The organism is Nonomuraea sp. NBC_00507 (assembly GCF_036013525.1).
GTDB lineage: Bacteria > Actinomycetota > Actinomycetes > Streptosporangiales > Streptosporangiaceae > Nonomuraea.
The window spans coordinates 17,748-43,127 of the sequence record NZ_CP107854.1 but is presented as its reverse complement, the minus strand read 5'-3'; the positions used below and the strand labels follow the sequence as shown (position 1 = coordinate 43,127).

General features: G+C 66.4%; 27 protein-coding genes. 16 read left to right on the top strand and 11 right to left on the bottom strand.

The window, feature by feature from the left end:
- Positions 1–334 precede the first annotated feature (334 nt).
- The 3 genes from OHA25_RS60075 to OHA25_RS60065 are packed head-to-tail and all read right to left on the bottom strand — an operon-like array spanning position 335 to position 1,412.
- Entirely contained in the window at positions 335–583 is a 249-nt protein-coding gene (locus OHA25_RS60075) for a hypothetical protein (protein ID WP_327591294.1), read from the bottom strand.
- Entirely contained in the window at positions 561–968 is a 408-nt protein-coding gene (locus OHA25_RS60070) for a hypothetical protein (RefSeq protein ID WP_327591293.1), read from the bottom strand. The genes OHA25_RS60075 and OHA25_RS60070 overlap by 23 nt, the downstream gene beginning before the upstream one ends.
- A 12-nt stretch (positions 969–980) precedes the next feature.
- Complete coding sequence (locus tag OHA25_RS60065) at positions 981–1,412, bottom strand: hypothetical protein (RefSeq protein WP_327591292.1); 432 nt, start codon at positions 1,410–1,412, stop codon at positions 981–983.
- An 875-nt stretch (positions 1,413–2,287) separates the two neighbouring features.
- On the opposite strand from OHA25_RS60065, the gene OHA25_RS60060 reads away from it, so the two are divergent.
- The 7 genes from OHA25_RS60060 to OHA25_RS60030 all read left to right on the top strand — a co-directional run bounded on the left by OHA25_RS60060 (position 2,288) and on the right by OHA25_RS60030 (position 16,026).
- Positions 2,288–2,584 (top strand): hypothetical protein, encoded by a 297-nt coding sequence (locus OHA25_RS60060; RefSeq protein WP_327591291.1) that lies wholly within the window; start codon positions 2,288–2,290, stop codon positions 2,582–2,584.
- Positions 2,585–2,958: 374 nt separating this feature from the next.
- Positions 2,959–3,732, top strand: a complete 774-nt coding sequence (locus tag OHA25_RS60055; RefSeq protein WP_327591290.1) for a ParA family protein — start codon at positions 2,959–2,961, stop codon at positions 3,730–3,732.
- Between the two features lie 1,004 nt (positions 3,733–4,736).
- Positions 4,737–5,531, top strand: a complete 795-nt coding sequence (locus OHA25_RS60050; protein WP_327591289.1) for a ParA family protein — start codon at positions 4,737–4,739, stop codon at positions 5,529–5,531.
- Between the two features lie 23 nt (positions 5,532–5,554).
- Complete coding sequence (locus tag OHA25_RS60045) at positions 5,555–6,562, top strand: hypothetical protein (RefSeq protein WP_327591288.1); 1,008 nt, start codon at positions 5,555–5,557, stop codon at positions 6,560–6,562.
- Between the two features lie 1,679 nt (positions 6,563–8,241).
- Entirely contained in the window at positions 8,242–13,167 is a 4,926-nt protein-coding gene (locus OHA25_RS60040) for a hypothetical protein (protein WP_327591287.1), read from the top strand.
- 62 nt (positions 13,168–13,229) lie between these two features.
- Positions 13,230–13,844, top strand: coding sequence for a hypothetical protein (locus tag OHA25_RS60035; RefSeq protein ID WP_327591286.1), 615 nt, complete (start codon positions 13,230–13,232; stop codon positions 13,842–13,844).
- Positions 13,845–14,397: 553 nt separating this feature from the next.
- On the top strand, positions 14,398–16,026 hold the full coding sequence (locus OHA25_RS60030; protein ID WP_327591285.1) for a hypothetical protein: 1,629 nt from the start codon (positions 14,398–14,400) through the stop codon (positions 16,024–16,026).
- A gap of 427 nt (positions 16,027–16,453) precedes the next feature.
- On the opposite strand, the gene OHA25_RS60025 is transcribed toward OHA25_RS60030, so the two are convergent.
- Entirely contained in the window at positions 16,454–16,645 is a 192-nt protein-coding gene (locus OHA25_RS60025; protein WP_327591284.1) for a hypothetical protein, read from the bottom strand.
- A 111-nt stretch (positions 16,646–16,756) separates the two neighbouring features.
- Between OHA25_RS60025 and OHA25_RS60020 the strand changes: the two genes are divergently transcribed.
- The 3 genes from OHA25_RS60020 to OHA25_RS60010 all read left to right on the top strand — a co-directional run bounded on the left by OHA25_RS60020 (position 16,757) and on the right by OHA25_RS60010 (position 17,802).
- A complete protein-coding gene (locus OHA25_RS60020; RefSeq protein ID WP_327591283.1) occupies positions 16,757–16,987 on the top strand; it encodes a hypothetical protein in 231 nt (76 codons plus the stop codon).
- A gap of 194 nt (positions 16,988–17,181) precedes the next feature.
- The gene (locus tag OHA25_RS60015) at positions 17,182–17,376 is read left to right on the top strand and encodes a hypothetical protein (protein ID WP_327591282.1); all 195 of its coding nucleotides are present in this window, start codon (positions 17,182–17,184) and stop codon (positions 17,374–17,376) included.
- 15 nt (positions 17,377–17,391) lie between these two features.
- Positions 17,392–17,802 carry a hypothetical protein gene (locus tag OHA25_RS60010; protein WP_327591281.1) on the top strand — a complete coding sequence of 137 codons (411 nt, stop codon included), beginning with the start codon at positions 17,392–17,394 and terminating at the stop codon, positions 17,800–17,802.
- Positions 17,803–18,210: 408 nt separating this feature from the next.
- Here the strand turns inward: OHA25_RS60010 and OHA25_RS60005 are convergent, their stop codons facing one another.
- On the bottom strand, positions 18,211–18,366 hold the full coding sequence (locus tag OHA25_RS60005; RefSeq protein ID WP_327591280.1) for a hypothetical protein: 156 nt from the start codon (positions 18,364–18,366) through the stop codon (positions 18,211–18,213).
- Between the two features lie 686 nt (positions 18,367–19,052).
- On the bottom strand, positions 19,053–19,262 hold the full coding sequence (locus OHA25_RS60000) for a hypothetical protein (RefSeq protein ID WP_327591279.1): 210 nt from the start codon (positions 19,260–19,262) through the stop codon (positions 19,053–19,055).
- A gap of 148 nt (positions 19,263–19,410) precedes the next feature.
- On the opposite strand from OHA25_RS60000, the gene OHA25_RS59995 reads away from it, so the two are divergent.
- Both OHA25_RS59995 and OHA25_RS59990 read left to right on the top strand, forming a co-directional pair.
- Positions 19,411–19,596 carry a hypothetical protein gene (locus tag OHA25_RS59995; RefSeq protein ID WP_327591278.1) on the top strand — a complete coding sequence of 62 codons (186 nt, stop codon included), beginning with the start codon at positions 19,411–19,413 and terminating at the stop codon, positions 19,594–19,596.
- A complete protein-coding gene (locus tag OHA25_RS59990) occupies positions 19,593–19,892 on the top strand; it encodes a hypothetical protein (RefSeq protein WP_327591277.1) in 300 nt (99 codons plus the stop codon). The genes OHA25_RS59995 and OHA25_RS59990 overlap by 4 nt, the downstream gene beginning before the upstream one ends.
- A 464-nt stretch (positions 19,893–20,356) precedes the next feature.
- Here OHA25_RS59990 and OHA25_RS59985 read toward each other — a convergent pair whose 3' ends face one another.
- Positions 20,357–20,500: a hypothetical protein gene (locus tag OHA25_RS59985; RefSeq protein ID WP_327591276.1), complete on the bottom strand. Its 144-nt coding sequence runs from the start codon at positions 20,498–20,500 to the stop codon at positions 20,357–20,359.
- A gap of 185 nt (positions 20,501–20,685) precedes the next feature.
- Here OHA25_RS59985 and OHA25_RS59980 point away from each other — a divergent pair, with 185 nt between their 5' ends.
- The 4 genes from OHA25_RS59980 to OHA25_RS59965 all read left to right on the top strand — a co-directional run bounded on the left by OHA25_RS59980 (position 20,686) and on the right by OHA25_RS59965 (position 22,987).
- On the top strand, positions 20,686–21,000 hold the full coding sequence (locus tag OHA25_RS59980; protein WP_327591275.1) for a hypothetical protein: 315 nt from the start codon (positions 20,686–20,688) through the stop codon (positions 20,998–21,000).
- Between the two features lie 477 nt (positions 21,001–21,477).
- Positions 21,478–21,996, top strand: coding sequence for a helix-turn-helix domain-containing protein (locus tag OHA25_RS59975; protein ID WP_327591274.1), 519 nt, complete (start codon positions 21,478–21,480; stop codon positions 21,994–21,996).
- Between the two features lie 97 nt (positions 21,997–22,093).
- Positions 22,094–22,657 (top strand): hypothetical protein, encoded by a 564-nt coding sequence (locus OHA25_RS59970; protein ID WP_327591273.1) that lies wholly within the window; start codon positions 22,094–22,096, stop codon positions 22,655–22,657.
- 3 nt (positions 22,658–22,660) lie between these two features.
- The gene (locus OHA25_RS59965) at positions 22,661–22,987 is read left to right on the top strand and encodes a hypothetical protein (RefSeq protein ID WP_327591272.1); all 327 of its coding nucleotides are present in this window, start codon (positions 22,661–22,663) and stop codon (positions 22,985–22,987) included.
- A 550-nt stretch (positions 22,988–23,537) separates the two neighbouring features.
- Here the strand turns inward: OHA25_RS59965 and OHA25_RS59960 are convergent.
- The 4 genes from OHA25_RS59960 to OHA25_RS59945 all read right to left on the bottom strand — a co-directional run bounded on the left by OHA25_RS59960 (position 23,538) and on the right by OHA25_RS59945 (position 25,115).
- Positions 23,538–23,810, bottom strand: coding sequence for a hypothetical protein (locus tag OHA25_RS59960; RefSeq protein WP_327591271.1), 273 nt, complete (start codon positions 23,808–23,810; stop codon positions 23,538–23,540).
- 22 nt (positions 23,811–23,832) lie between these two features.
- Entirely contained in the window at positions 23,833–24,144 is a 312-nt protein-coding gene (locus OHA25_RS59955; protein WP_327591270.1) for a hypothetical protein, read from the bottom strand.
- Positions 24,145–24,150: 6 nt separating this feature from the next.
- A complete protein-coding gene (locus OHA25_RS59950) occupies positions 24,151–24,681 on the bottom strand; it encodes a hypothetical protein (RefSeq protein WP_327591269.1) in 531 nt (176 codons plus the stop codon).
- A gap of 155 nt (positions 24,682–24,836) precedes the next feature.
- Complete coding sequence (locus tag OHA25_RS59945; RefSeq protein ID WP_327591268.1) at positions 24,837–25,115, bottom strand: hypothetical protein; 279 nt, start codon at positions 25,113–25,115, stop codon at positions 24,837–24,839.
- Positions 25,116–25,380 lie beyond the last annotated feature (265 nt).

Below are 25,380 nucleotides of genomic sequence, written 5' to 3'. Positions count from 1 at the left end.
ACGCTTCGCAGGGAGTCTCTCGCTGACCCGAGGGTCATCGGTGGACCCCGTGGCTGACGGGCGGCGGCGCCTCCGACCAGTTGACGATGTGGGCTCGCCATGACCGGCTGGGTGTTGGTCCTGTTGTGTGGGATGTTCGGTGATCGGTGGTGACGTCGGCCAGGATCGGCGGGGCGGCTGCCAGTGCGGAGTCTCGCGCGCCTCCTGGTCCGAGGGCAGAGGCAGTGGCGGCGCCTGCGCGGCACGCATCCGCTGGAGGGCCTCCTGCAGCGCAGCGCTTCGCTCTCGGTGGGATGCGGAAGTCGACGGCGACGGCTGGCCGCGCCGGTGAGCGTCATTGCGCGGCATTGCGAGCACCCCCCATCGGTTGCCCTGGCACCGTGCCGCGTGCGCGCAACCGTCTGACAAGGACAAGCGGCGCGAAGCCGCCCGCGATGGCCACGAATGCGGCCAGCGGCCCCTGGAAATCGAGCGATTCTTCGATAGCCCATATGACCAACACCGTCAGCCAGCCGGCCGCCAGCTCCACGGGCGTGGGAAGGTCGAAGCTTCGGGGAGTCTTAGGGTCGACCGCGTCTTGCATGGGGTGCCCTCCCTTTGCGGCGTGGCGGCAGGGGTCGGACCGGCATCCGGCTGGTGGCGGAGCCGAAGTCGGCGCGAGCGACCGTGCGCGGCCGCCGCGGGGTGTGCAGCTCGCGATGGAAGGCGATCAGCAGCGCTACAACAGATCGATCGTGATTGACCAGGCGCATCGCGATGGTGGTGATGCCTGCGGCCACCGCGAGTGCAAGCGGGACAACCGCCAGGCCGCTCGCACCCATACGACGCGCGACCCACAGGACAACGACAAAGATCACCAGCCCAACGGCTACGGCGGAGTAGCGGATGGCGAAGGGCAAAGACCGCCCCGGCGGGCCCAGATACCGATTGTCGATCTCGTACGGCAGGTCGTCGCTGAGCAGTCTCACCGCGGTCCCTCCTTAGGAGAAGAAGAGATCGAGCAGGCCGGATCCGAGGGTGGCGAGGCGCTGGGGATCCTGTCCCAGGGCGACAATCGCAGCGGCGACGATGACGATGGCCCCGACCAGGAGGACGTAGGCGAACCTGGCTGCCTTGATCGCGGCCAGTACAGCGAAGCCGGTCACAATGACCAGGATTCCGAAGATCGACAGAAGCAGTCCCGTGATGCCCTTGAAGTTGATGATCGTGGATCCGCCGCCACCGCCCGGGTTAGGGGAGGGCGAGAGTGCGACCACGCCCAGGACGTCGGACATGGTTTGTGACACATCGACGACATGAATGATCATGGTGCGTGCCGTTCCTTCCTCGTCGGAGTTGAGGTGGTGGCCCGGCCAGTGCCGGCAGGAAGAGCGCCACGGTGTGCCGAGCCCGGCCTGGCCGGGATCGCTCACGGGCCCGGCACACCGATCTCTCCCAGGTGCCACGATAGGCTAATTAGATCTAATTCACCAGATTAGCTAGATGCATCTAACAGCGCCTTCACATTCGTGTGTCTGCCTCGGCGCACGTGCCGGGACACCAACACCGCATGATCCACGCGTCGCATTGCCCTGCCTGTGAGCCTCGCGATCTCCTGCGAGAGCGCATGTCTCCGACGCTCGTGATTCACGGCTGACGCCGTTGTCTCCGGAGTGGACGCCGGGCGCAGGGGGTCGTGACGCGCGGCAGATTCGCCTCCGAATTCTGTTTTCGGTTCAGGTTTCGCGGGACTTTCGCTCGCCATCCCGTTTCGGCGCGAAAAGGCGCCGTCGCTAATCGATCTTCGAATCAGTGCCTGGCACGGGGCTCCCGCCATCCTTCTGGGTCCACTCGGTGATTACTTTCCGTGAGTGATCGGTGCCAGAACGCTGGAAACCTCGCGGTTTCGGTGAGCGCTGGACATGTCGCCGAATCCGGGCAGCTGAACACCAGACGCAGACCCAGACACTGGCCCGGACTCCCACGGCCTCGCTTGCCTTGGGTCCGCTCGAAGGGAGTGTGAGCCGACGACTTTCCATGGAGGCACGGCGATGCGCTACCTCAGCTCGGTCAGCCGCCTGGGAACCTCAAGATCTTCGCAGTAGACTTATCGCACTAATTGAGTCGGACTAACCGGGCCTTTTCCGGGAGAGGAACAACGACGGCAATGGTCACTTCGGACAAGGAGCCGGGCAAGACGCCCAGGCAAGGATCATCCAGGACGCCCCAGGGCCGTACAGCCGAGCGCATTCCGGAACCAGACCCAGCGGAAGGCGACAGCACGCAGGTCTCACCAGAGCCAGCTGCTGTGAAGTACGCCAACCGAAGCTTCTATCTCCCGGTTGATCTCGTGGAGCGGGCTCGCGCCTGCGTTCCAGGGGTTCAAGCTGCTGTGTACGGCACGCCTGAAGAGGACGAAGCCCCGGCCAGCGTGGCCCAGCTGGTCAAGGTCGCCCTTGAACGTGAGTGTCAGCGTCTCGAGGACCGCTTCAACGATGGCAAGCCTTTCCGCCGCGTGTACAAGAAGCTGCAGCCCGGTCCCAGCCGTGAAGGCGCCGAGCGCGGTGCCGCCAAACGTCGCCGGGCGGCCGAGTCCGACACCTGACTCGCGGCCCGTCGTCTGATTGGTCCCTTCCCCGGCAGACGGCCCAAATCCTCGCGCCAACCCCCTCCTTGCCCGCCGCCACCGCACTGGTCCCGCGCCACACCACCGGGCCAGTCCTGGTCCCGGTCGCTACAGCCACTCCAGCCAGCACAAACACTTCATCGGGACCGGTGGACCACACTCTCTCAGAGCCCGCCTACGAGGGGCTTTGGACGACCTCCCCGTGGACGCTGACACGCCCTCGACCTTGAGGGGCGTGCCAGCGTGGTCACCGCGTCGAATGATCGGGAAAGATGTCTCCCATGACTGCTGATCGCCGCAGTTCCGCCTCCGGCCCTCGTCGACGTCGTGGACGGCGGCAGGGAGCTCGCATCGTGGCCGTCCTGGGGGCCAAGGGTGGGGTGGGCACAACATGCACGGTCCTGGGTCTCGCCGAGGCCGCGGCCCAGCAGGGCCTGCGGGTGTGTGCCCTTGACCTGGATCCGCGAGCCACCCTGACAACGGCACTAGAGGGGGCCATCGACGGCCCAACCTTGAAGGACGTCCTCCGCTTGGATCAGCGTGCCGTGGCGTTGAACGACGCCATTGTCCCAGCTTCGTGGCAGGGAATATGGCTGTCGCCGGCCGAGAGAACGCTGCAGAACCGCGAACGCGACATGGGCACCGTTCAAGCCCGTGCTCGGTTCCGTCAGCGGCTGGACTCAGCTCGCCCCGACTGGGATCTCATCCTCATCGATCTTGTCTCCGGCCTGGGCAACCTCACGCTGGCCGGCATCGTCGCCGCCGACGTCCTATTGATTACGTCCAGTGCAAGTCAGTGGGCGGTGGCGGGCGTCCACGAGACCGTGTACACCCTCGACCGGCTTGCCAAGACGCATCCAGCCACGGCGACCTTGGGCGGTGTCGCCGTCACCTTGTACGACGGCACCGCCGGAGCCAAAGGCGTACTCACAGAGTTGAGCGAGGCGTTCGGTCACCTGCTCCTTTCTCCGCCCGTGCCGAGATATGCAGCCGTGCACCTCGCGGCCGAGGCTCATCACATGCCGCTGCGCACCTACGCCCACACGGCCCCCTTGCGGGCTCGCGAAGCGCTCCGAGTGGCAGACATTTACACCGAATTCCTCACTCGTATGCTCACTGTTACATAGCCCCAGGGGATCCATTGGGGGAAGGTCTCCGTTGAAGGAGCCCCCACAGGCGCGCGCGAAAGATGACGTTTCCAATCACTGTCCGTGACAGACAGACGTGCCGCAATTCGCCGCTAGCAACAGCACGGCTGGGGCGGCCGGCCTTGATAGGCAGGCTGCGAGCCACTGGAATCTGACCTTCGAAAGCGGTGCGATGGCACTGATTCGGCACAGCAACGTGCGGGCCCCCGGTTCCGCGTGGCTTTGAACTTTCGAAGGAACCCGGCGATACGCCTGAACGCATCCCGAAGGCTGAGCATCGTTTTGTCCACTGGATCGGCTAGGGTGCGTAGTACGCCCAACGCCACAGGTAGCGAGTGGTGAATCACGGGGCCCCTGTTCCGAACGAGCTTGTGGTGAGCTCAGTAACAGGGGCCCTGCTTCATGCGTGCGTGCACCACTTCGAGAACTCGCCGGGTCGCTTTGCCGGGCAGCTGCCCACCTACGCGTAACCACAGTCATCGGACCTACAGCCAAGTAGTCAACGTGACACCGAGGTCACTCCGGAACCAACGCGTTTGTCATGTAGCCCGCAATGACCTCGGAGCTTCCTACAAGACAGTGAGTCAGAGGTCGATCTATTTCTGCCTCGTATCGCCTGATGGTGCAACAAGCAGCACTACAAGGAACCGTGTCCGAAGCTCGTTCGAAACTCAGGCATTCGGTTGCACAGTCGCAGGGTCGCAGGGTCGCAGGATAGTAAGATCAGCAAGACTGTCGCAGGGTCGCAGGGTCGCAGGGTCGTACGGTCGCAGGGTCGCAGGGTCGTACGGTCGCAGGGTCGTACGGTCGCATCAGCGCAAGACTTCACTTGCGGTCGATAGGCGAACCCATGGACGTAAGTGAGCCATAACCGTGTGTCTGCTCACCTAGTCGTCCCGATTACCACTACGATGATCCCGGACGCCGCTGCTTCACCACACCATCAGCTGCAGCGTCACTCGCTACAGGCAGGGACTAGACGCATGCTCAAATTCCTCTTCGGTACCCTCAAGGGTGGCCCAGGCAAGACGACCACTTCTGTGAACGTCGCATCGGCGCTCGCTCTGGCTGGTAACAGAGTCCTCCTCGTGGACTTCGACCTGCAGGCCGACACAACGATGTACATGGGCGTTCAGCCTTCCGCCAGCCACTCCGTCGGCACGCTCCTCCTCGAACCCAACCTCAATCCCGCCGACCACATCCTCGATCGAACCGAACTGATCGACTACAACCCCAACGGCGGACGGCTCCTCCTCCTGCCCGCTGAATTGGACAGCCTTGAGCGTGCCGCTTACGAGACGCAGCGCGTCGGCCGCCTTCAGGCCCTGACCAAACTCCTCGACCAGCTCGGTGACATCGCCGACTACGTCATCATCGACAGCAAGCCAGAGCTCGGCTGGCTCCACCAGCTCGCATCCATCACCGGTGACGCCGCCGTAGCGATCATGCAGCCCGAGCTCATGACAGCCAGAGGCATGATCGCATTTCGGACCTCTCTCAACGTCCTCAACGAGAACCGCGACAAGAAGATCCACTTTCTCGGTGTGGTGCTAAACAGGTACGAAGAGAGCGAGGAGGCGACTTGGGTTGACAACGTCCTCGCTGAACAGCAAATCCCCGTCTTCAAGACGAAGGTTCCGCGATCGCGGCTCATCTCCAAGGCATACGCCTACGGCAAGCCGGTCACGCTGCTCAACCCAAGCAGCTCCCCCGCCGCCATCTATGTCGACCTTGCCGGCGAGCTACAGCAGCGCGCCGCGTCCATGGCGGCCGCGTGATGGCAGACCGGAAGAAGAGCCGCATGCCGGGCAACATCGGCAACATCATTGCTGCTGGAGAGGCCAACGGCCGCGCCGCACAAACCTCTGGCGTGGTTGAGCAGCCGGTCCAACAACCCCCGGACGAGCTCACCCGAGCAGACTCGCATCTGCAGTTGATTCCCGGCGACGGACGCGCCGCAGACGCCAACACGGCGCAGGAGCAGAAGACCCAACCGGATCCAGCTACGCAAGGTACTCGCGCCGCAACGCCTGGGCCCCGCACCAGAGTCACCGGTCCGTCTGCACCTGCACCGGAAGTCGACTCTTCGTCGCCTTCGGTCACCGGTCAGCCGGAACCGACCCCCAAGACAGCTGATCACCCGGTCGACGAGAGCTCTGCGAGGCGCTCTGTCTCTAGCACCACCGTTCCCGTCGACGAGCCTGCCGATGCGCCGACCTCCCTCAGCGCCGGCTCTGATCTGACCTTGTCCAGTCGTCGAGAGGTCGATCAGGTCAGTTCCGCCGTGGTACCGGCAGACACCTCACTGCGGCGTCCCGTCGCCACCTCGACGCAGAGCACCCAGGATTCGCCTGTCACGGCCCGCACTCTGGCCGACCGGATGTATGTGTCGGCCGGACGCGAGTCTGCTCATTGGAGCAGCTACACCGTGCAGCTCACAAGCGAACTTCAGGAGCGACTACTCCTCCGCGTGGCTTCGGACCGAGTGACCAGCCCCGACGAACGCGGCAAGATCGCTCTCGCTCATTTCGTCAGCGCGGCCCTGCGTCAAGCGCCCACCGATCCCAACCTTGCACTTGAGTGGGCGGACGACTTTCGAGCCACACACCGCGGCCGCAGTCCTAAGTTGAGGGGCACGGGTACGCGCGTCCATCGTGATGTTGTCGCCGCGATGAACCGCATGGAAGCCCTCCTGAGGGTCCGCCGGTATGGCATGTTCGGGCTCTTCACGGCCGCGGCAATTACCCGCTTCCTTGACGCCCTTGACGGGGAAGACCCCATGGATCCCGCTCTGCTGGGCGATCTCTGACAGCCCGCGCCCGCCGAGAGGGCGCGGGCTCAGCATGGGCGCCGGTCGTCGATCGGCCCTATCGACGCGAGAGATCCGCGTCCCAGGCTCCGCGCGGACTCCCAAGGCGAAACTCGTCGCCCATGCGAGGGGGAAGGAACTGGCCTCGCAACCGTTCGCATGGATGCAGAGCAGCAGCACCTGATTGAGCGGTGTGTGTGTCGACACGGCGAGTGGTGCAGAAGGCACTACCCGCCAGCGAGGTGGTGCATCCGGTGGTGCACCCACGAAAGACCAGCTCACCTGGACAATTGCCTGCCACAGCCCCTTGCGCTGCACCACTGCACCACTTTTCGCGGCCCACTCTTGTAGCTGCGTCGCCGGCCTCCTCTACATGTTCCAGATTTCAAACGGTTCACTCTGGTCCGGGCGGCGGCCTGCGGAAACATCTGGCAGATAGGGCTCGGGCAAACAACCCAAATCGGTAGAAAACAGCGACGTGGTGGTGGCTGGCAGCTACGTCGCCTACTTGCGCAGGCACGCGTTCGTCGCGTCGAAGTTGCGAAAGTGATCGGGCCTCACGGGCAGCCCCTGGTCGAGTGCGCCGCGTGCCCCATCAGCTGGAGAGGGGGCCAATGGCATCGGCGCGGTGCACTCACTGGTCATCCGCTGGTGTCTCATCCGCACGGGTCCTTGGCAAGCGGATCATGGGCTCGGAGGATGCCGTCCCTCCCGCGCCAGGAAGAGGGGTTGCAGCTCGGGAGGTGTTTCACGTGGCCTGCATCGCCAGGTCACGGGTGGAGCAACACCTAGTGCGTGAACGTGGTGGGCTCGACCCAAGGGGTGCCGGCGGAGATGCTGCTGTGAAAGATTGAAAGACGACACGCCGATGGGGCTAAAGTACTCCTCACTGATATCCGCTACTGGAATTATGGGGAGCCATGGAGAGCGATACCCACCCCCAACCTAAGAGGAAGGCTGGACGTCCTTCCAAGGGCGATCGTGAGACCGTGTGGGGCAAGGTCCCAACACCGCTTGCGCGGCGATTCAAGGCGGACGCCGAGCGGCGCGGTGTATCCCAAGCGGACCTGCTGACTGAGGTGTTGCGGAGGGTCTATCGAGACGAGCGGGAGGAGATGCCTCTCAGCGCATAAGTTCCCCATCCCCAGAAAAGCGAGAACCCCCTGCGGTTCGTACCCGCAGAGGGCCTCTTGAAGATCACGCCTCAGGTGTAGGTTCCCGGCCAGACCTGCGACGTGGTGTGCAGTCCACTCCTTGTGAACTGGAGTCGTGACATGAGTTTAGCGCGGCATGCCCTTCGCGTCCCGTATTGGGCGTGGAGATCTTGGTCGTGTGCGCTGATTCATGCACCTCTCTTGGCTGTCGCACCCGCCGACTTACTTACGCCATCCCGTGATCTTGGGCCTCTGCTGGTGCTGTCGGCATCCGCTCTGACGTGGTCGTTTGCGTCGAGTACCGGTGCCGGGACCTCTGCCGGGCGTCTCGTTCTTCCAGCATCGATCGCGAATTCGCGCGCAGCTCCGAGACGGTAGCAGGAGGCTTGATTCGTCGTGACGGTCTTGGCCGTCGAACCACGGGCATCGCTTCGGCGTGTCCTCGAGGCGCTGGATCGCCTCGGGAACGCCGTGCGCCCACGCGGCGACCAGGCCCAGGCGCAATGCCCTGTCCACGACGACACCATGCCGTCCCTGTCGATCACCTGGCAGAACGGTCAGACTCTCCTGCACTGCCACGCGGGGTGCGAGACTCAGCTGATCCTTGATGCCATCCAGCTGAGAATGGCCGATCTGTGGGACGACCCCACTCCCCCCAAGCGCGACTCCGCCGCCAGCCCTCGGCGCCGTCCGCGCCCCACCCCTTCGCCCCGCACCCCCACGAAGAAGGCGGCCGCCTCCCGCCTGGGCCGGCCAACCAGCGGGTGGCACAAAGTCGCCGAGTACATCTACGCCGACGAGCGTGGCCAACCGCTAGGTCTGGTTGTCCGCAAGGAGCGCAATTACCAGCTCGGTCGAGCCAAGTCCTTCTCCCAGAAGCACATGGTGGACGGCCGGTGGGAGGACGGAGCCCCCGAGCGCAAAGTGCTGTATCGCCTGCCGGAGGTTAGAGCGGCGATTGCGGCCGGCTCGCCTGTCTTTCTGGTCGAGGGCGAGAAGGATGCGGACTCAGTAGTTGCGCAGGGCATGTGTGCCACCACAAACGCGAGCGGCTCTGAGAATTGGCACCCTGACCTCACGCTGCAGCTGGCCGGCGCCGATCTGGTGATCGTTGCGGACCGCGACGGCCCCGGCTACAAGCGAGCCCTGCGCCTCCTGAACGACCTCGAGCCGGTGGCTCATGCAGTCCGTGCCGTGGAGCCCGCCGAGGGCAAAGACGTTACCGACCACTTGCAGGCCGGTCGATCTCTCCAGGATTTGCTCCCCCTCGACCAGCCCTTGCTCACCGTGCGTTTGGCCACCGCCAAGCGACTCCCTCTCTACATCGCCACATCGGAGCAAGACCGCCTTGCATTGACTCACGCTGGCGCGTGCGCCCTAGCCTGGGACGAGGAGATCACGCCTCTCCTGGAGGGGGTCGATGTCACCATCACCGCCCCCAAGGACCCAGACGGACAGCGGGCGGCCCAAGCCATCCTTGACGAACTGTCCCGTGTGGTCTCCTCCATCCGAGCGGTCGAACCCACCGCCGGACCCACCACAGCGGCCCATCTCGCCGCAGGGGGCACCCTGGATGACCTCCGGCCAGCGCTGCGGCTCCTGGCAGGCTCTGGTGACGGCGACGGCGCCGGCCGCTCCGGCGACGATCTCGGCGGTTACCCGCTAGAAGAGCCCAACAACAAGCCCCGATACATCGTGCGGCACGGAGAGCTCGTCCTCGCGCGGATCAACCGGAAAGAGAAGCTCGAATTCCATACTGTCCTGGGCTGCGTTGCGCGCATCGTTCGTATCGAGCAACGGGCGAGTCTGATCGATCCCGACGAACCGCCAGTCACTGTGGGATACGTCCTGGAGCTGACACACCCGGCCGCTCCCGACCAGAGCGTCGAACTCCGTGTCACCCGGGATGCCTTCGCCAAAGGCTCGTGGCTGGAAGACCTGCCTTGGCCAGGAATCGCCTACGACTCCAGCCGCAACGGACTGGCTAAAGTTCGCGACGGGATTCGGATGACTAGCCCGGTGGCTGAGGTGGTCATCCTGCACCAGGGACCCGGCTGGGTGACCACTCCGACGGGCGACGTCTACGTACACGCTGGCGGTGGCATCGGCGTGAACGGCCCAGTGTCGATGCCCACGCGCTTTCCTTCCAAGTTGGCCCATTACTGTATGCCGCCTCCGCCTACCAAAGCGTCTGACCTTCGGGAAGCCGCCCAGCACTCCATCGGCCTGCTTACCCTGCTGCCCCCACGCATCGGCGCGCCGCTAGCGGGGGCCGCTTACCGGTCGGTGATCTCCCGCATGCCGCCCGCCCTCCTGCTCCTCGGTGGGCCGGGCAGCCTCAAGACCTCCATGGCCAAGGTCGCCCTGCATCACGTTGCTCCTGACCTGCCGTTTGATGCGAGCCTGCTGTCGATGTCCGAGCGGGGTGCCACCATCAACGCCGGCGCCAAGACGCTCTATCTGGCCCGGCACACGCTCATGCTGGCCGACGATGGCGCCCCGGACCGATCCATGCGCGCCGCCGCAGAGCGAGTAGCGGGCTACCTCCGCCTTCAGTACAACGGCGAATCAAGGGATCGGCTGGACCGCGAAGCGGAGCTCCGCGAACCCACGCCTCCCCAGGGCAGCCTGATCGCCACCAGCGAGGTGGGTCCTTCATCCGCCAGCGCCAACGAACGTGCTCTCACCATCCCTTTCCACAAAGGCGAGATCGACCAGGCCACGCGGGAGATCCTCTGGGGGACCCAGTCCAGGCACGGCCGCGGTCACTTGACCGCCTCCTTTGTCCGCTGGATCGCCGGGCGCCGGGAAGAGGTCCTGTCGCGTCTCGATACTCTGCTGGTGGACTATGCCCGCCAGTGGCGCGATCACGGATGCCCCGACCGTGTCGCCGAAACGCTGGCTAACCTCGCTGCCGGATGGCGTCTGCAACTGGATCACCTGGTTGATCAGGGTGCCTACTCAGTTGACGAGGCCGACGACATCTGGCGTCGAGCCTGGGACGGCTTGGCCGCCGCGGGCGAGGCACAAGCCGACCCAGACGCGCCGACCGACCCGGGCTCGCGGGCTCTGCAGCTGATCGGCGCCCTGATGCGCGCCCGCATCGCTGGAGTAACGGACCGCCACGGCAACCCACCCACCGCAGAACTCGCCGTCCGCTACGGGTGGTCGCCTGACCCCGCCCCGCGCCCCGACCGAGTTGCCACCTTCCAGCGACCGGGGAAGCTGATCGGCTGCTATGTCGACACGGAGCAGGGCCGGCGGTTGTACCTGGATCCCGACCTCACCCTGGCCGCGATCCGGCTGTTGACCTCCCAACTCGGCGAGCCTTTCGAAGAAACCACGAACTCCTTGGCCGCCGCTCTCAGCCAAAAGGACGGTGTGCTGGCCACCCGCACCCACCAAGGCAAGATGCGCCGGACACTGCCTCGCACTATGCCCGGCGGCAATAGGGCCCGGGTGTGGGACATCGCCGAGACGGCAGTCTTCCCCGACCCTGGCGACGACGACCCAGGAAATGTCGCCCCTTCACCGACCGCGCCGGGCCCCGACACCCCCTGCACCGACCACCCCGCCGAACCGCACCTTTCGAAGAACGACGAGCATCCTGGAACCGGGCGTGACGACGAGGAAGCACCAGACCCGTGCAGCACCGGCGCCACCCCACCACCTCCGGAAACTGTCGCTTCCCTTCAGGAGGATGACGTCATGCCACAGCCTGATCTGCAGCTGGCCGCCGAACGAGCCGCGACCTGCCACATGGAGGTCGTTGAGACACCGCAGCCCTGCGTTACCTGCGGTCTCAGGTGCGTCCTCCGCATTGATGGCGTTTTCCTCCACGCTGGCTGCCCCACCCCTGAAGCGGCCACAGGGTCGGCCATTTCCGCCGATCTGGGGAAGACCGAGCCTGAGACGGGCGCACAGTCACCGGCGTCTGCGCCTGCCCACCCCACCAGTTCCTCCGAGGCCACCCCGCGCTGGCGAGCTCCCGCGGCGGTGGTCGACGCCAGCGGCATCTACCTGCCCGGCGGAGAAGTGCTGCCCCTCCCGGAACCATGCGCGCATGCCGGGCACATTGCCGCCCTCACAAGCCGACTGCGCCTCGGCTGGGGCGGGGATAAGAGGACCTACCCTGATGCCGGACAACTGTGGTTGACGCCGGCTTTCCTCGCGAGCCTTGGGCTCCCCACGGAGCTTCCCCAACGTATCGCCGAGGCGCGTGCGGTTCTCGTCGAGGCGCTCACGCACCCCTTCTTCACCGAGGCAACCAGCGACGGCTGGCAGCTGGGCGCCGGTGCCCGGGACCAACTTGGACCGTGGTTGCGTGTCTGGAAGGAGAAGGAGAGCGCCCACCTGGTTTTCATCCCCGTGGTTCAGGCGAGTCTGGACACGTTGCTCGATGACGATCCGCATCCTGCTGCTCTGACCCAGCGACTACTTCGCTACGCGGAGACGGTCACCATCCCCTTCCGGGTCTCGGCCGCTCGAACCAGCCAAGATTTGATCAAGCGCATGGACGCTTCGCGCAAGCTCGTGGTCACTGAGCCGGCCGAGCCACCTCCACCAGCTGAATTTCACTTGGAAGGAGATTTGCGCTGGCATCGTCCCCCCACGACGGAAGAGGCCCGCTGTCGTTACGTGCATGCCTACGACACGCCAGCGATGTACCTTCCCGCCGCCTCGCACGCGAAGCTGGGCCTGGGCACCGCTGAGCACCTCGAAACTCCACAGCTTGATCCCAAGATGCCGGGCTACTGGCTGGCACGTGTTCCCGCCTGGGATGACCGCATGCTGCCCGACCCCTGGCGCACGCGTGACGCCCCCCGCGGCGATGGCGCGCGCTGGCTCACCACACCGACCCTGCAACTCGGGCTAGAGCTGTTTGATCTCCAACCCAGCGAGATTGAGATCGTTGAGGCGTATGTCTGGCCCGTTTCCACGACCTACCTCGAGAAGTGGGGGAAGACGATCGACACCGCACGGCTGACTTTCCTGCGCCAAGCCCAGAACGGAGACTCTGAGGCCGAGCTGCTTGAGGACGCCGTGAAGGAGCTCTACAAGGCTGGCGTCGGCTTGTTCAGGTCCAAGTACATCGTCGGCGACATCTACCACCGACCCGACTGGCAGCACCACATCATTGCCGCCTCCCGGGCGAACCTCATCCGCAAGATGGTCAAGGTCGTCGCGACCTGCGGACGTCACCCCCTTGCCGTAGACGTGGACAACGTGCTGTATGCCAGCGACGATCCAAACCCTGTCACGGCAATGCCAGCCCCCCTGAAGTACGGATTCGAGCTCGGCAAAGTCAAACACGGCGGTTCCGGTTACATGGCCGAGCTCGGCCCGCTGCTCGAGCGACGCACTCCGTTCGGTTTCGGCAGGCTGACGACTGACTGGGATCCGATCACGGGCGTTCCACGAGGTAAGACCGACACAACGACGACGTCCTGATCACTCCAACAGCGTCGCCAGTTTCCCGATGACCTCGTGTCCCCAACTTTTCGAAAGGATCCATGATGTCGCGCGGCGATCACGTCGAGGACGACCCTGACCTGAGCGCGTACGCTCGAACCAACAGGGACGACATGTATCGTCTCCTGACCGGCGAGGACCCCAACTCCATCAAGGAGATGGTTCGCCTCCTCGGCGGGCCTAAGAACGTCGCGGGAATCGTCGGCCGCACCAGGCGCACGGTCGAGCGATGGGTCACGGAAGCCGGCCAAAAGATCAGCAAACCTCGGGGTGACGCCCTGCAACGTCTTCAGCAGGCCGCTCAGCACGCCCGCTCCACCAGGGTCGGCCGACAGCGCGCCGTCGAGAACCGACGATCTGCCCTGATTCGTAACCACGGCGCACGCCTCGTCGGAACGACAACCGCAGGCCCCATCGCTAGCGGCCGCAGCTACACTCGCCGACGGCATTACCCCGAGCCTGGCATGCACGTCGACGTCGACACCATGAACTCCACGTTCGACGCCTACCTGCAGGACGGCGAAGACGAAGCCTACGCGACCTTCTGCAATGGGTTTGGCACCGCCTACGAGCCCACCGGCCACGACCCTGAAGAGGTTGACTGGCTCTTCACCGACCTATCTGGGTTGGACCTCGGCCCGGACCTCACTGACTAAACAGCAGACCTAACCCTCAGGCAGACAGCCGACGTGCGGCACTGGCTGGTCCTCACCCTGCTCGGCTCGTCCCCCTACCTCGCGACGTGATGGACCCGCGTCCGTCAAGCTGCCACGTGAACTGCCAGCCCTCTTCCCATCTGGCCCGCGGCGGAACGGACTGCCTGGAGCGACGACACCTTCTTGAACTGTCAGCGAACACCGAACTGGCGCTGAGGGCAGCATGCCCCAAGCGCCACGGGGACAGGCACTCGGCGATCTCCAGTAAGGGCACACAAGCAGATAAGCTAGTTACATGCAATTAATCTAATATGTACGATGCGCTTGTTGGTTCGCTGACTGCTGTGCCCGGGACAGAGGAAACCCCGAATGGCGGAGGCGGTTGCCGCCTCCGCCATCGACCCGCGTCATCCATGGTCACGGCCGACGCAACACTCGCCCACCACGATCACAGTCGCCCCACTCCAGGAGCGCTCGACATGACCAACGACGATGGCTTCATCACCGAGACGCTGTTCGCAGTTCGCTCGCAAACCTCCCACTGCGAGGTGACGTGCTGATGTGGCCCTTCCGCACCACTTCACAGGTTCAGCGGGAGCAGGGCAAGCTCCAGGCCGAACGGCTCCGCTTGGCCCAGCGACAGCTGCGCGAGGAAGCCCGTCGCGCGCATGAACTGGCCAACCTCCAACACCGGGCTGAGGTGGAGAACCTCACCGACGTCCGTAAGGCTCAGAAACAGCGCCGCACCTGGACATTCTCCGCCGAGAAATGGAAGAAACGCCTGAAGACGTGGCGGACGGTCAACCGCGGCGTGGTCCTGGCGGGCGCAAACGTGGCCGTGAACGTCGGCGCGATTACCGGCCAATTCCTCGGGTTGCTCCTCGGCGCGGAATGGGACTGGTGGTGGGCGCTCGTGGCGGCCGCCATCACCGAGTCGGTCGCGGTCAACGTCGGGTTCTACGCCCACGACCGGCTGATCAAGGGCTACAACGCCATCGTCACCCGGTCCTGCTCCTACCTCATTGGACTGGGCGTAGCGATCAACAGCTACTCGCATAACCACACCGACGATGTCATGAAGGACGCGGCGGCGATGTTTGCCGGCATGTCGCTCCTGTCGCCGATCTTGTGGCATCTGTACGGGGTGTGGAAGCACTCCGACAATCAGTACGTCAAGGGAACCCACAAGCAGCCGGCTCCATCCTTCAGCTGGCAGCGGTGGATCATCCCATCACTGCGGCCGGAAACCAAAGCCGCCTACATCGTGGGCGTCGCTGAGGACATCTCCGACCCGACCCTGTGTATCGAAATCGTGCGGAGCCGCCGGTCGGTGGCCAACACGTACCGCGCGCTCACGACGGCGTATTCCGCGGTCGTCCAGGCGCAGCGCGCACAGCTTCAACTGGCACTCGCCCACTCGGCCGCGCTCACGCAAGAGTCGTACGGCAATGAGTTGAAAAGGACGGAGTCGCCGCCCAAGGCCATCCCCGGACCGTCCGCCGAGCAAAACCGTCTGGATTCCTCATCCGAACAGCCCAGGCATGCTGCCGAGCCGGCAGACAACGGCCGTTCGAGTGCCTTCCACACAGCTAGTGATGCGCCCGGCGTGCCTGGCTTCCGTGTCAACGGAGAAGCCACGACCGCACTGCCCAGTACCGTCAACGGACATCACACCAGCAACGGAACGAAGGCTCACCCCAGCAGCGGCCCGTCGACGTCACTAGCTCGAAATGATGCGACACCCGCTCCGACGCCCTCCACAGCGGACGAGCATGACGATGGCACGGGACTGGGCGAGTCTCGCGCACGACGCTCGCGAAGGCAGCGCAGGCGACCATACCTCAAGGCCATCCCTCCAGAGGTCGCAAGCGCCGTACGCAGCGCAATCTTGGGTGCTGAGGCCGAGCAGGTCGACTACGACCACGAGTTCGAACTTGCGGCCGAGAGCACGGCCAAGGACCGGAGGGTTCAGATGATGCGCGTGGCGCTCCTGGCTACAGATCTCGACATCGCCAGGGCCCAAGAGTGGCTGGCAGCGCGTGACTTCACCGACCGAAATAGGACCATCTACCGAGTCCGGCAAGGAGTTCTCGAGGAGTACGAGCAGCGGAGCGGCAGAACGTTCGATGAACTGATGGCCGCAACCCAGACTCGGGTCAAAGATCAGGAGGCCAGTGCCTGATGCTGCTCCTGATCACATTCCTACTTACCCTTGGTGTGGGTATCGGGCTCGGGGCATGGGGCCGTCGGATCCTTTCGACTCCGCTGGCCCGAAGAGTCCTCGTAACGGGCCGTACGTCGACGGAGGCAGAACCAACCTGCGAGCCGCCTGCTGGTGAACACGACCATGCTTCAGACACGTGCCAATGCTTCATCGCCGGTGTCCTGGTGGGTGTTCAACACGGCCCGGAGATCGAGATCATCATCAAAGAGTTCCTGCCGGATGACACCAGCAGCGGCACGTTGTCCACGGGCCCGCTCCCCTCAGAAGGGGCGCCTCGCGGCCGTTAGGCGCTCTTCTACTTGGCCCGGCCCTATGTGTATGCCACTCGTGCTTGGCCGTCCGGCAGGCACGAGTGCACACAGCCCGCCATAAGAGGAACCCGTGATCAAACGAACCGGTTGAGCATCGCCTTCGACCACGCGCGCAGCTGCTCGGCGTGCAGGAGGTGCGGCGGTTGTCCGGCAGGCGGCCCGAGGCGGGAGGGGGCGATGTCGGCCGGGTGGTGGCTTCCCTGGCGGTCGTTGGTGTCAGGCTCACCGGCGGCTGACGGTAGGTCGCTCCCCTTGGCCGCGAACATTCCCGCCGCCGCGGCCGAGGGCGCGGATGGATGCTGACCGACTGCTCAGGATCTGTGCTTCCGGGACCGCGCCGAGGGGGACCAGGGCGGAGGGCCGACCTGGAGTCTTGCGTGTTCGGGTTCTCGGCGATGGCGGAAGGCTTAGTCTTGCTCTCCATGGATGTGGTGGCAGAACTGCAACGAGAGCAGACCATCGTCAATGACGCTGCGCGTGCGGCTCTGGAGCGCGGAGAGAGCATTCCCCTCTCTGGGATGCCTGGCTTCGAGACGTGGCGACAGCGCGTCTTGCGTGAGGCAGGCGAGGGGTACCAGATCGTCGCCGGACAACAGGTTCCGTTGTAGAGGGCGATCTCGTGCTGTGGTTCAACATGGCCCGGAGATCGAGACCAGCCCTCGCTGACGCCACCCGCATCATGATGGTGATCCGTGAAACACTGCTGCGCGGCGACACCGAGACCAAGCTCCGGTTCCGGCTACGCTGACGCGGACCCCGCGTTCGCTGGCTACCGCACCGGCGAAATGGGTACCCTTACGGCATGGACGCCGAACACACCACGCCCGAGGACATGGGCCACGCCGAGCAGGAGCGCGTCCCTTACCCGGAGGACCAGCGCCAGGCCAACCTCGCCAAGCTGCTCGAGGTCCTGGGCGGACCGCCGCCGGCCGAAGCGATCGAACTCGCTGTCCAGCGCGAAGCGGAGTTCGCCGCCCGCCGCTCCCACGCCGCCTGAATCGAGGATCCTGGAGTGCAGGGCCGTGTGCTGGACACCAGCGCGCTGATCGCCTGGGGTAAACGGTCGTCCGCGTACGTCGACGCTACCGTCTGGATGCGCACGGAGCACCGCGACTACGTTGTGCCTATTATCACGACCGCGGCCGCGCTCACAGCGGCGCTCGCCCAGCTCCCCTCGTCGGCCGCGCCGGTGATCGATGTGCTGCTCGGCATGGACGGCACCACCCTCGTGGACAACCTCACACCCGGCAGCGCGCCGGGGGTTGCTGAGGTCCTGCGCAACGCGGGGCCGTACGCGGCCGAGCAGGTGACGGCTGCGACGGTCGTGCAGGCCGCTCGCCGACGGTCGCTGCCAGTGGTGACCTCAAACCCCTTCCCGCTGCAGGCGCTGTGGCCCGAGATCGAGATCGATCTGATCCCGTAGCCGCTTGCCGAAGCTGACGGGGTGGCGCGTATCACACTCGCCGTCACGCTGGTCCCGGTTCATGCAGCTAGACGGACCGAACACATGTACACCTCATAAAGGTTCGTTACCTTTGTCGTGACCTGGATGGGTTGGCAACAACGAACCAGGGATTCCAGATGTCCGCTTACAAACGGGGACGATGTCGGGCTGCCGGTGAGTTCGGCTCTGCGGGTCGGTGGTGCTGGGATGCCGTCGGTGGGTGGTTGCTGCTCGAGGTCTCGGGGTGCGCCTTTGGGGGAAGGAGCGCGCGCGGGTCCTGTGCGGGTCGGGGTTGTCGAGGGTGGCCGGGTGGGGGCGTTTCACCGGCGGGGCCGGCGCTCCAGTGGAGGTGGTGCCTGGCTTCGAGAAGTGATCGCGTCGCACTGCCTAGTCGTCAGGCTGTTCGTACACGTCGGTCCCGCCGATCTCGGGCAGCTCACAGATGCCGCAGTAGCCGCCGTCGCCGGGCTGGGGCCAGAACGCCCGGCCGCAGGAGCAGGTGTGAGGGATTATCGGCAGTTCGTCGCCGGTGCGCAGGTCCATGCCTACGTCTTCCGGAGACGAGCGCGTTCTGCGACGTGTGATCACCGAAGTTTTCCGCGTCTCCAGACTCGGGTGTCGTAGGGCCCTCGGGCGTCGCAGGCTCTGGCCCCGGGTGAGGGCGGCGCTTGTTGTGTTGGCTCCACCACTATGACGGATTTTAATAGTAAATATGGAGCAGGGGCGAAAGGATCACGTCGTGGGGCCAACCCGGACCAGACCCCGCGACCCTCGCTACGCGGAGATCGTCGAGATGTCCGCCGTCATGCACTGGGACAAGCATGACACCGTGGAATGGATCGCCGAGACGCCTGAGCTCGCCGCCAAGTATGGGGTGTTGGTTGGCGGGGTGGCCGGACGACGGTTTGCTGGCCGGGGCACGTGGGTGTCGTTCGGATGTGTTCGGCGTCGTTCGGAGTCGATCGTGCCGCTGTCCTTGCCGGACGGGAGAACACATCCTGGATATGTGTTCTCCTTTCTGGGTTGCTGGGTGAGGTGAGCCCTGGAAGAAATGGTGGGGGGCTGTGCCCGCGGCCCCCCACCCCCAATCACCCCACGGTCACGTCCGCGTGAACGACTGCGCCGCGTCCGGGGGCCGGTGTGGTCAAGGGCGGTGGCGGTGGCGGTGGCGGTCACCGCCGTCGTGGGCCCGCTCCATCGGTTCAAGTGGTGGGCTGGCACCCAGGTGTTCATGGTGTGGGCTGGTCGCTGGTAGGTGGTCCGCTCGTGGGCGGTCGGCTTGTTCGCTCCCGGTACATCTCGCGTACCCGTTTGCTCACCTCGGGTGGTGGTTGCTCACCGGCGACCGTCGGGAAGAGAAGCCGTTCGGCCGCGCCCATCTCCTTCCACACCTCGCACAGCGCCTCATCGCTGGAGGTGTCGTGGCGCTCGTCGTTCACCGGTCCATCCTCGCTCACCTGTGTGATCGCTTTCCAGGTGTCGCGGCAGGCTGGGTGGTCATTCCTTGGATGGCGCTGCGGAGGGCCGCTAATCCTGACAGGCCGACCCGGTGGTGACGAGGTGACGCTGCGGCCGTAACGTCGCTTTATGGACGACCAGCGGGATGTGATCTCCGACATTCTCCGACCGGTCATGGACGCCGCGGTGGAACTCGGTGACGTTGAGGACCTGGACGAGGCGTTGAAGCGGGTGCGCGCGATCGAGGTGGCGGTCGAGCTCGCGACGGATCTGCTGATGCGGGAATCCAATGAGCGGACCCGGCAGGCGTCATGACGGTTGGCTGTGACGTCCCAGACGACGTGATCAAGGCTCTGCGGGAGTGGTACGCCGCGCAAGCCACGGTGTGGCAGATCGTCAACACGATGCCGTCCGCTCTGGATGAAGACAAGGCGGAGCTCCGCGAAGGCCAGCGCCGCGTTCTCGCCGCAGCCCTGGCGGATAGGGACGAGGCTGAGACGGCGTTGTGGGCATGGTGGACACAGGCGGAGTCCCCAATCGCGGCGTGGCGGGCGTTGAGGAGAGCGGCCATGGCCGGTGGTGGCGATCCGACAGGCGAGCCGGCGGGCTGACGTTGGGCCAGCAACTCGGACTGGCAGACGGTGGGCTGGTGCTCGACCCGGGACGATGCTCGCCTGATCGCCCGCGCGTACATGGCGCATCGCGGCCACTAGACCCGCGCCGACGTGGTGCTCGGTGTCGAGGTGGTCGAGCGCCGGCTCACCGGCGAGGCGCCGGTACGTGGCCCCGACGGGCGCGTCGTGCGGCCCCCAGCCTGAGTGAGGGGGTCGGTGCGGGGCCGCGGTGTCGAGACGCGGGCCTGGGCGGGTTGGCCGCCGCTCCTCCCGTCGGAGAGGCGCATGAGTCCGGCCCCACGCCTGCCGGCGGGCCGGCGCCCGGACGTCCGGCCGCCGGCGTCACCGGCGGCCGCGGTCGAGCGCCGGCCGACTGGGTGCGTAGCGAGCCGACGGCGGTGCAGTCGAGCGCGCCGGCGCCCGGGCGGCGGGTTGAGGATTGTTGGTCGCGGCGTTTGCCCTCAGCCGTCGAGTGGACCCTCCACGCTGCGGTGGGCTGGTACGGCGGGGGCCCGCGCGGCCGCGGCTGGGTCGGTCTGCAGGTGGTGCCGGCGGCCGCCGGTGGGCTCGGTGTCGCGGGCCGGTGGCGTGCCCGGGTGCTCCATCGGGTGTGGCGGTGGCTGGGCCGGGGCTGGTCGTGGTGTTGGTGTGCGGAAAGGCGGAAACGTGGTGTGCGACACGCGGGTTGGGTGCTGTGTTTCTGTTTCCGTTTCCGGCATGATCGTGCGCCATGACGACGAGTCGTGGTGGGCGCCGTAGTAAGGGGCCGCGTAAGGCGACGATGGTGCGGGTGCCGGTCGCTTTGCATGGCGAGTTGGTCGGTGAGCAGCGTCTGGGGGGTTATGAGTACCTGGGCGACTATCTGGTGGATGTGCTCGCCGATCGGCGTAACCCGCTGGCGTGGACCGCCGACTCGCGGTTGAGGGGGTTGGTCGAGGACGCGGCGGAGGATGCCGGGGTGTCGGTGGCCGGGTTTGTTGAGCTGGTCGTGGCGCAGGTTCTGGGCCACACGCTCGACCCGGCGCTCGAGGAGGCGGCCGATCCGACGGCCGGCTTCGTGGGCGGTTCTGGTCAGCAGCTGCTGCCGTTGACGAATGTCGCCTGAGCCGTTGTTGACGCGGCCGGAGGAGATGGTGATGGCATAAGAAAAGCCCCGCGGGGCGGGGCGTTTCTCAGTTGACGTGACGACCCACCAGGTCGTTCGGCTCCCGAATGCTTGCCGGCGTAGAGAGCTGAGCGACGGAGTGGTTCGTCCGGCGTATTCACCGACCTGACGCCTGAGCGGCGCCGCGTCGGCCCTTTGTCATACCTCCAAGTGGAGCCAGGAGGTCTCGCCATTATGGCAGGCGACCGCGTGGCCATGCCAGCATGCCCGCGATCAGAAACCGCCGCGTGTCCGACAGGCACGCCTAAACCAACCCATCACCAGGCCCGCAAGCAGGCCCGTCATCGGGGCGGTCCGGGCGCCGGGTGGCGGCGTGTCACCGGCGTGTCGGACCGGGGCAGTTCCGCGGGGAGTCTCGCGACGGCGCAGTCGAAGGCGCCTTCGACTGCGCCGTCGAAGGCGCTGATCTTGGCGTCGGTGCCGCGTGGGATGCGCCGTGCGGCGTCGCAGAAGGCGTGGCTGTGCGCGTTGAAGGAGGATCCGGAGGTTCTGGGCCTGCGCAGCGACGGCTACGGCAACCTGATGCGCGTGGCGCGTGACATCGCCTGGCACGCCGACTGGGCGACCTTGTGTTCGCGGCCGACCCGGGCCGGCATCGCCCAGCGGACCGGTCTGCACCCGGACACGGTGCGGCGCTGGGTGCGCTGGCTGCGCGGGCGTGGCTGGCTCGGCACGGTCGAGGAGGGCTCCACCGCGCGTTACCGCCCTCGCCCCCGCCCCAACTCTCATACGGTCGCGGGCAGCCTGGGCGATGACGGGCTGGGCAACCGGGCGGCGGTGTGGGTGTTGTGCGTGCGGCGCCGCGGCGCCGCGAAACCGCCTGGCCAGCGCGCTGACCAGGCGGAACGGATAACTGCACCCCCTTCTGTTACTCCCCCGGGGAGTAACAGACGATCCCACGCACACGCGCGAGACGCACCACCGCCGCTTCCGTGATCATTCCCGCATTTCGCCGGCATGGCAGCTGCACACGACGCCCCGGACCAAACGCGACAGACTCGCGGCCTGCGAACGGCTCCGCCAGGAGTCGCCCGTGTTGCGGCTGATGACGGCCTGGTATCTGCGCTGGCTGCTCAAGCCCGTCCTCGAGGCGGGCGCGACGGTGGCGGACGTGCTGCATGCGCTGGACGTGCGTGAGGACGACAGCCGGTGGACGTACACGTGGTTGAGCACGGCCGAGATCCGGCATCCGGCAGGCTGGGTGCGGCATCGGTTGTCGGCGTGGATCGGGCCGGACGGCCGCGTGCTGCCGTTGCCGTCGCAGCGGCGGGCGGCGGCCGAGGTCCGGCGGCGTGCTGCGCAGCAGGCTCCGGCGTGGTCGCATGCGGTGCTGGCGGCGGAGAAGGGGCTGAAACCGCCAGAGCTCGAGCCGAGGATGTCGCCGGCAGAGGCAACGGCCCCGGCTCCTCGGGCGGGAGAGGCTGCTCTCGACCGGGATGACATGAGCCACACGCGGGGCGCCGCTCTGGCGCGCATGCTGCTGGAAAAGCGCGGGCTCCCCACGATCAACCGGCTCAAGCTGTCGCGGCGGGATGACTGGCGCGAGGAGTTGGAGCGCCGGCGCCGGTTCGCCGAGGCCTCCGCCCAGCGACGGTGAACGGTGGACTACGCCGAGGGCGTCGAGCTGCTGCGCGATGCCCTGGCGCGGGCCGGGCCGCGGGCGGCCGAGGCGCTCCGCAGGCACGAGCAGGATGAAGTTCGCCGGCGCGAGCGCCGGGCACGGCTGCAGGACCCGAATCGGTGGGCGCGGGCCGATGCGGCCGCGGTTGCGTCGATCGAGAACGCCGCGCTGGAGCGAGCGACAGGGGTGCGTGAGCGATGGGCGGAACAGCAGCAGGCGTCGGATGAGCAGGAGCGACGCCGAGCGGAGTCGTTGGCCCGGGCGCGTGCACGGGCGCGACGGGAACGCGGGGAGCACAGCGCGTGATGCCCGACCCCCCGACGAGAGGCGCCGGCTCACCGGCGGCCGCGGCACGTGGCTCACGGTGGCCAGGGCGTTCGGGCGACGCGGGCCGTCGTGGTTGTTCGGGTAAGGGGGAGGGGCCCATGGCGGGCTGGCTCGCCGATGAGCCAGGCGGTGCCGGGACGGTGTGCGGCTTCCGCGGCGTTCGTCGCTGTACACCGCCGGGCGTGGTGACTCGGGCGTGGCGGTGCCCTGCTGAGTGGTCGTCCTGTCGCTGCCCGCCGTCGTGGTCGTCCATGTCCGGTTCCTCCTCGTGGGGATCAGTCCGGGAGGCGTGCCGGGGGAGGCGTGAGCGCGTGGATGGCGGCTTACCGGCGGGCCGCCGGCGCTGGGCATGGAGGGCCTGGTGGTCGTCCGCGGTCGGGCGGGTGGCCCGGGCGCGACCGGGATGATGTCGGTCAGGTGGCGTACGCGCGCACGGGGCGGCATGGACGTCTTCGCCGGCGGTCGAGTGGTACCTCCTCGAGGCTCCAGGGCGGTTCGACAGGTTCGGCTGGGGGTGCGGGGTGCGTGGTCATCTGGTTCTGGCTTGCCCTGTGCCTGTGCAGTGCGCGCACGTGTCGTCGCCGTCGCGATGCGCGTTGCGACATGTCGCCACCTCGTCCATGATCATCCGGAGTAGCCAGTCCAGGTGCCCGGCCTGAAGGCGGGCTGGCTGGCGGCCGCCGTTGTCGTGTTCGATGATCAGGGAGGCCACGGCGGGCTCGTCGTCGGTTGGGTAAGTGTTGACCAGCGAGTGCAGGGCCGTGGCCAGTGCCGCTGCGGTGATCTCGCTCTCGTCCATCATGGAGTTTCCTCCGCGCCCCTGTTTAGCGTCGGACGATCAGAATGAGATCGTCGGGGTTGTCGGCTTGTTCTGTGGTTGCCGCGTGGGCGAGGTGGGCGAGTTCGTCAAGCAACGCGGCCAGGCGTTCTGCGGCGGGTCCGGCGGGTGACTCACAGGCTGCCAGCGCCGCGTGGAACTGGTCGACGGTGCAGGCCTGGGCCGTGCCCAGATTCAGCTCGTGCGGGGTGTAGGGGAGCGCCAGAAGCGCCTCCAGCTCGTGTCCGCGCACGCTGCTGGTGTGGACGGCCGCGACGATGCGGCCGCGGGTGCGGTTACAGGCGGTCAGCATCCACATGTGAGGTCACCTGCCGTACGTGCAATCGCAGAGCCAGCACCCAAGATCGGCGCTGTGGGCGTCGAGGCCGTGGCCGCAGTCGCGAGGGCACGGCAGGGGTGGACCGTCGACCAGGCGCTTGAGGTCGTCGGCTTCGGCGCGGTGGTCGCTCCAGGCTCCTGCGGGGCTGTAGATGCGGTCGGCGGTGTTGCCGGCGGCGAGGGCCTCTTCCTGGCTGAGGGTGCCGACCTCGATCGGCAGGTCGCCGGCCTCGGCCTCGACTCGTGCGAGCGCGCGATGGACGAGGTCGTCCATCGTCTCGGTGTGGCCGTGCGCGATGTCGGTGGCGTCGATGAAGAGGACGAGCGGGTAGTGGCCCGGCTGATCGTCGAAGAGGTGGAAGACGGGCATGACGGAGGGGTCGGTGGCGTCGACGCGGGCGGCCGCGGCGGCCAGGCGCTCGATGAGGTCCTGTGCGGCGGCGCGGGGCAGGGGCGCGGCGGTCTTGACGGTGACGAGCAGCGGCACCGTCAGTGGCAGCGGCGTCGGGTCGGGCACGGTGTGCTCCCTTGCGGCGGAACGGTCGAGGACGAGGGCGGTCGGGCTGTGCGGCAGGGTAGCGGGGCTATGTCGGCAGCTGGGGACGATCGGCAGGTCCCCGAGGAACGAGGGCTCCACGGGGACGCGTGGTTGATGGATGGACGAAGCAGTGATCATGCCCGGTTGCGGGGAAGCGGCTCGCGGTACTGTGCCCGCCGCTCCACCAGGAGGCCGCCGCGCGCCCAGCCGTACATGGCTGCTATGAGCACGAGGAGGACTGTGCGGGGAGGGTGGGGCTGGCCGGTGTCGGCGGTGACTGCGAGGACGAATGCGCTGCCCACCATGGGGAGGGTCAGGAGAGCCGGGGCACGGTGGCCGTAGAACCCGGTCAGCGAGGTCGCGAAGAAGTTCACGGTCAGGAAGAGAGCCCAGTGGGGGAGAAAGAGGGTCATCGTCGTTCTCCTAAACACCATTTAAATAGTAAAATACATCAAATAAGGTAGGAGTCAATGCTTTGGTTCACGTCGTTTTTAGTGCCCTGGGGGCGGGCCTGTTGAGCGATCACGCGGCGTGGTCGCACGAGTGTGGCCCTCCCGGCGGCCACGGCGTCCAGGCGACGGCGCTCAGCGGGGGCCGCCGCGGGTGATTCAAGGGACCGGTGACGGGTGGCCCTGGGCCCTGATGAGATACCAGCAGGTGCCTGTTGCGTGGCCGGGC

Excerpts from the sequence above, each read along its gene's own strand:
- OHA25_RS60075 (WP_327591294.1), bottom strand. The coding sequence starts at position 583 with ATGCAAGACGCGGTCGACCCTAAGACTCCCCGAAGCTTCGACCTTCCC.
- OHA25_RS60005 (WP_327591280.1), bottom strand. The coding sequence starts at position 18,366 with ATGGACCTGCGCACCGGCGACGAACTGCCGATAATCCCTCACACCTGC.
- OHA25_RS60040 (WP_327591287.1), top strand. The coding sequence starts at position 8,242 with ATGCCGTCCCTGTCGATCACCTGGCAGAACGGTCAGACTCTCCTGCAC.
- OHA25_RS59985 (WP_327591276.1), bottom strand. The coding sequence starts at position 20,500 with ATGGAGCACCCGGGCACGCCACCGGCCCGCGACACCGAGCCCACCGGC.
- OHA25_RS60050 (WP_327591289.1), top strand. The coding sequence starts at position 4,737 with ATGCTCAAATTCCTCTTCGGTACCCTCAAGGGTGGCCCAGGCAAGACG.
- OHA25_RS59955 (WP_327591270.1), bottom strand. The coding sequence starts at position 24,144 with ATGTGGATGCTGACCGCCTGTAACCGCACCCGCGGCCGCATCGTCGCG.
- OHA25_RS60015 (WP_327591282.1), top strand. The coding sequence starts at position 17,182 with ATGGACGCCGAACACACCACGCCCGAGGACATGGGCCACGCCGAGCAG.
- OHA25_RS59945 (WP_327591268.1), bottom strand. The coding sequence starts at position 25,115 with ATGACCCTCTTTCTCCCCCACTGGGCTCTCTTCCTGACCGTGAACTTC.
- OHA25_RS60025 (WP_327591284.1), bottom strand. The coding sequence starts at position 16,645 with ATGTTCGCGGCCAAGGGGAGCGACCTACCGTCAGCCGCCGGTGAGCCT.
- OHA25_RS60035 (WP_327591286.1), top strand. The coding sequence starts at position 13,230 with ATGATGTCGCGCGGCGATCACGTCGAGGACGACCCTGACCTGAGCGCG.
- OHA25_RS60045 (WP_327591288.1), top strand. The coding sequence starts at position 5,555 with ATGCCGGGCAACATCGGCAACATCATTGCTGCTGGAGAGGCCAACGGC.
- OHA25_RS59990 (WP_327591277.1), top strand. The coding sequence starts at position 19,593 with ATGACGGTTGGCTGTGACGTCCCAGACGACGTGATCAAGGCTCTGCGG.
- OHA25_RS59995 (WP_327591278.1), top strand. The coding sequence starts at position 19,411 with ATGGACGACCAGCGGGATGTGATCTCCGACATTCTCCGACCGGTCATG.
- OHA25_RS59960 (WP_327591271.1), bottom strand. The coding sequence starts at position 23,810 with ATGATGGACGAGAGCGAGATCACCGCAGCGGCACTGGCCACGGCCCTG.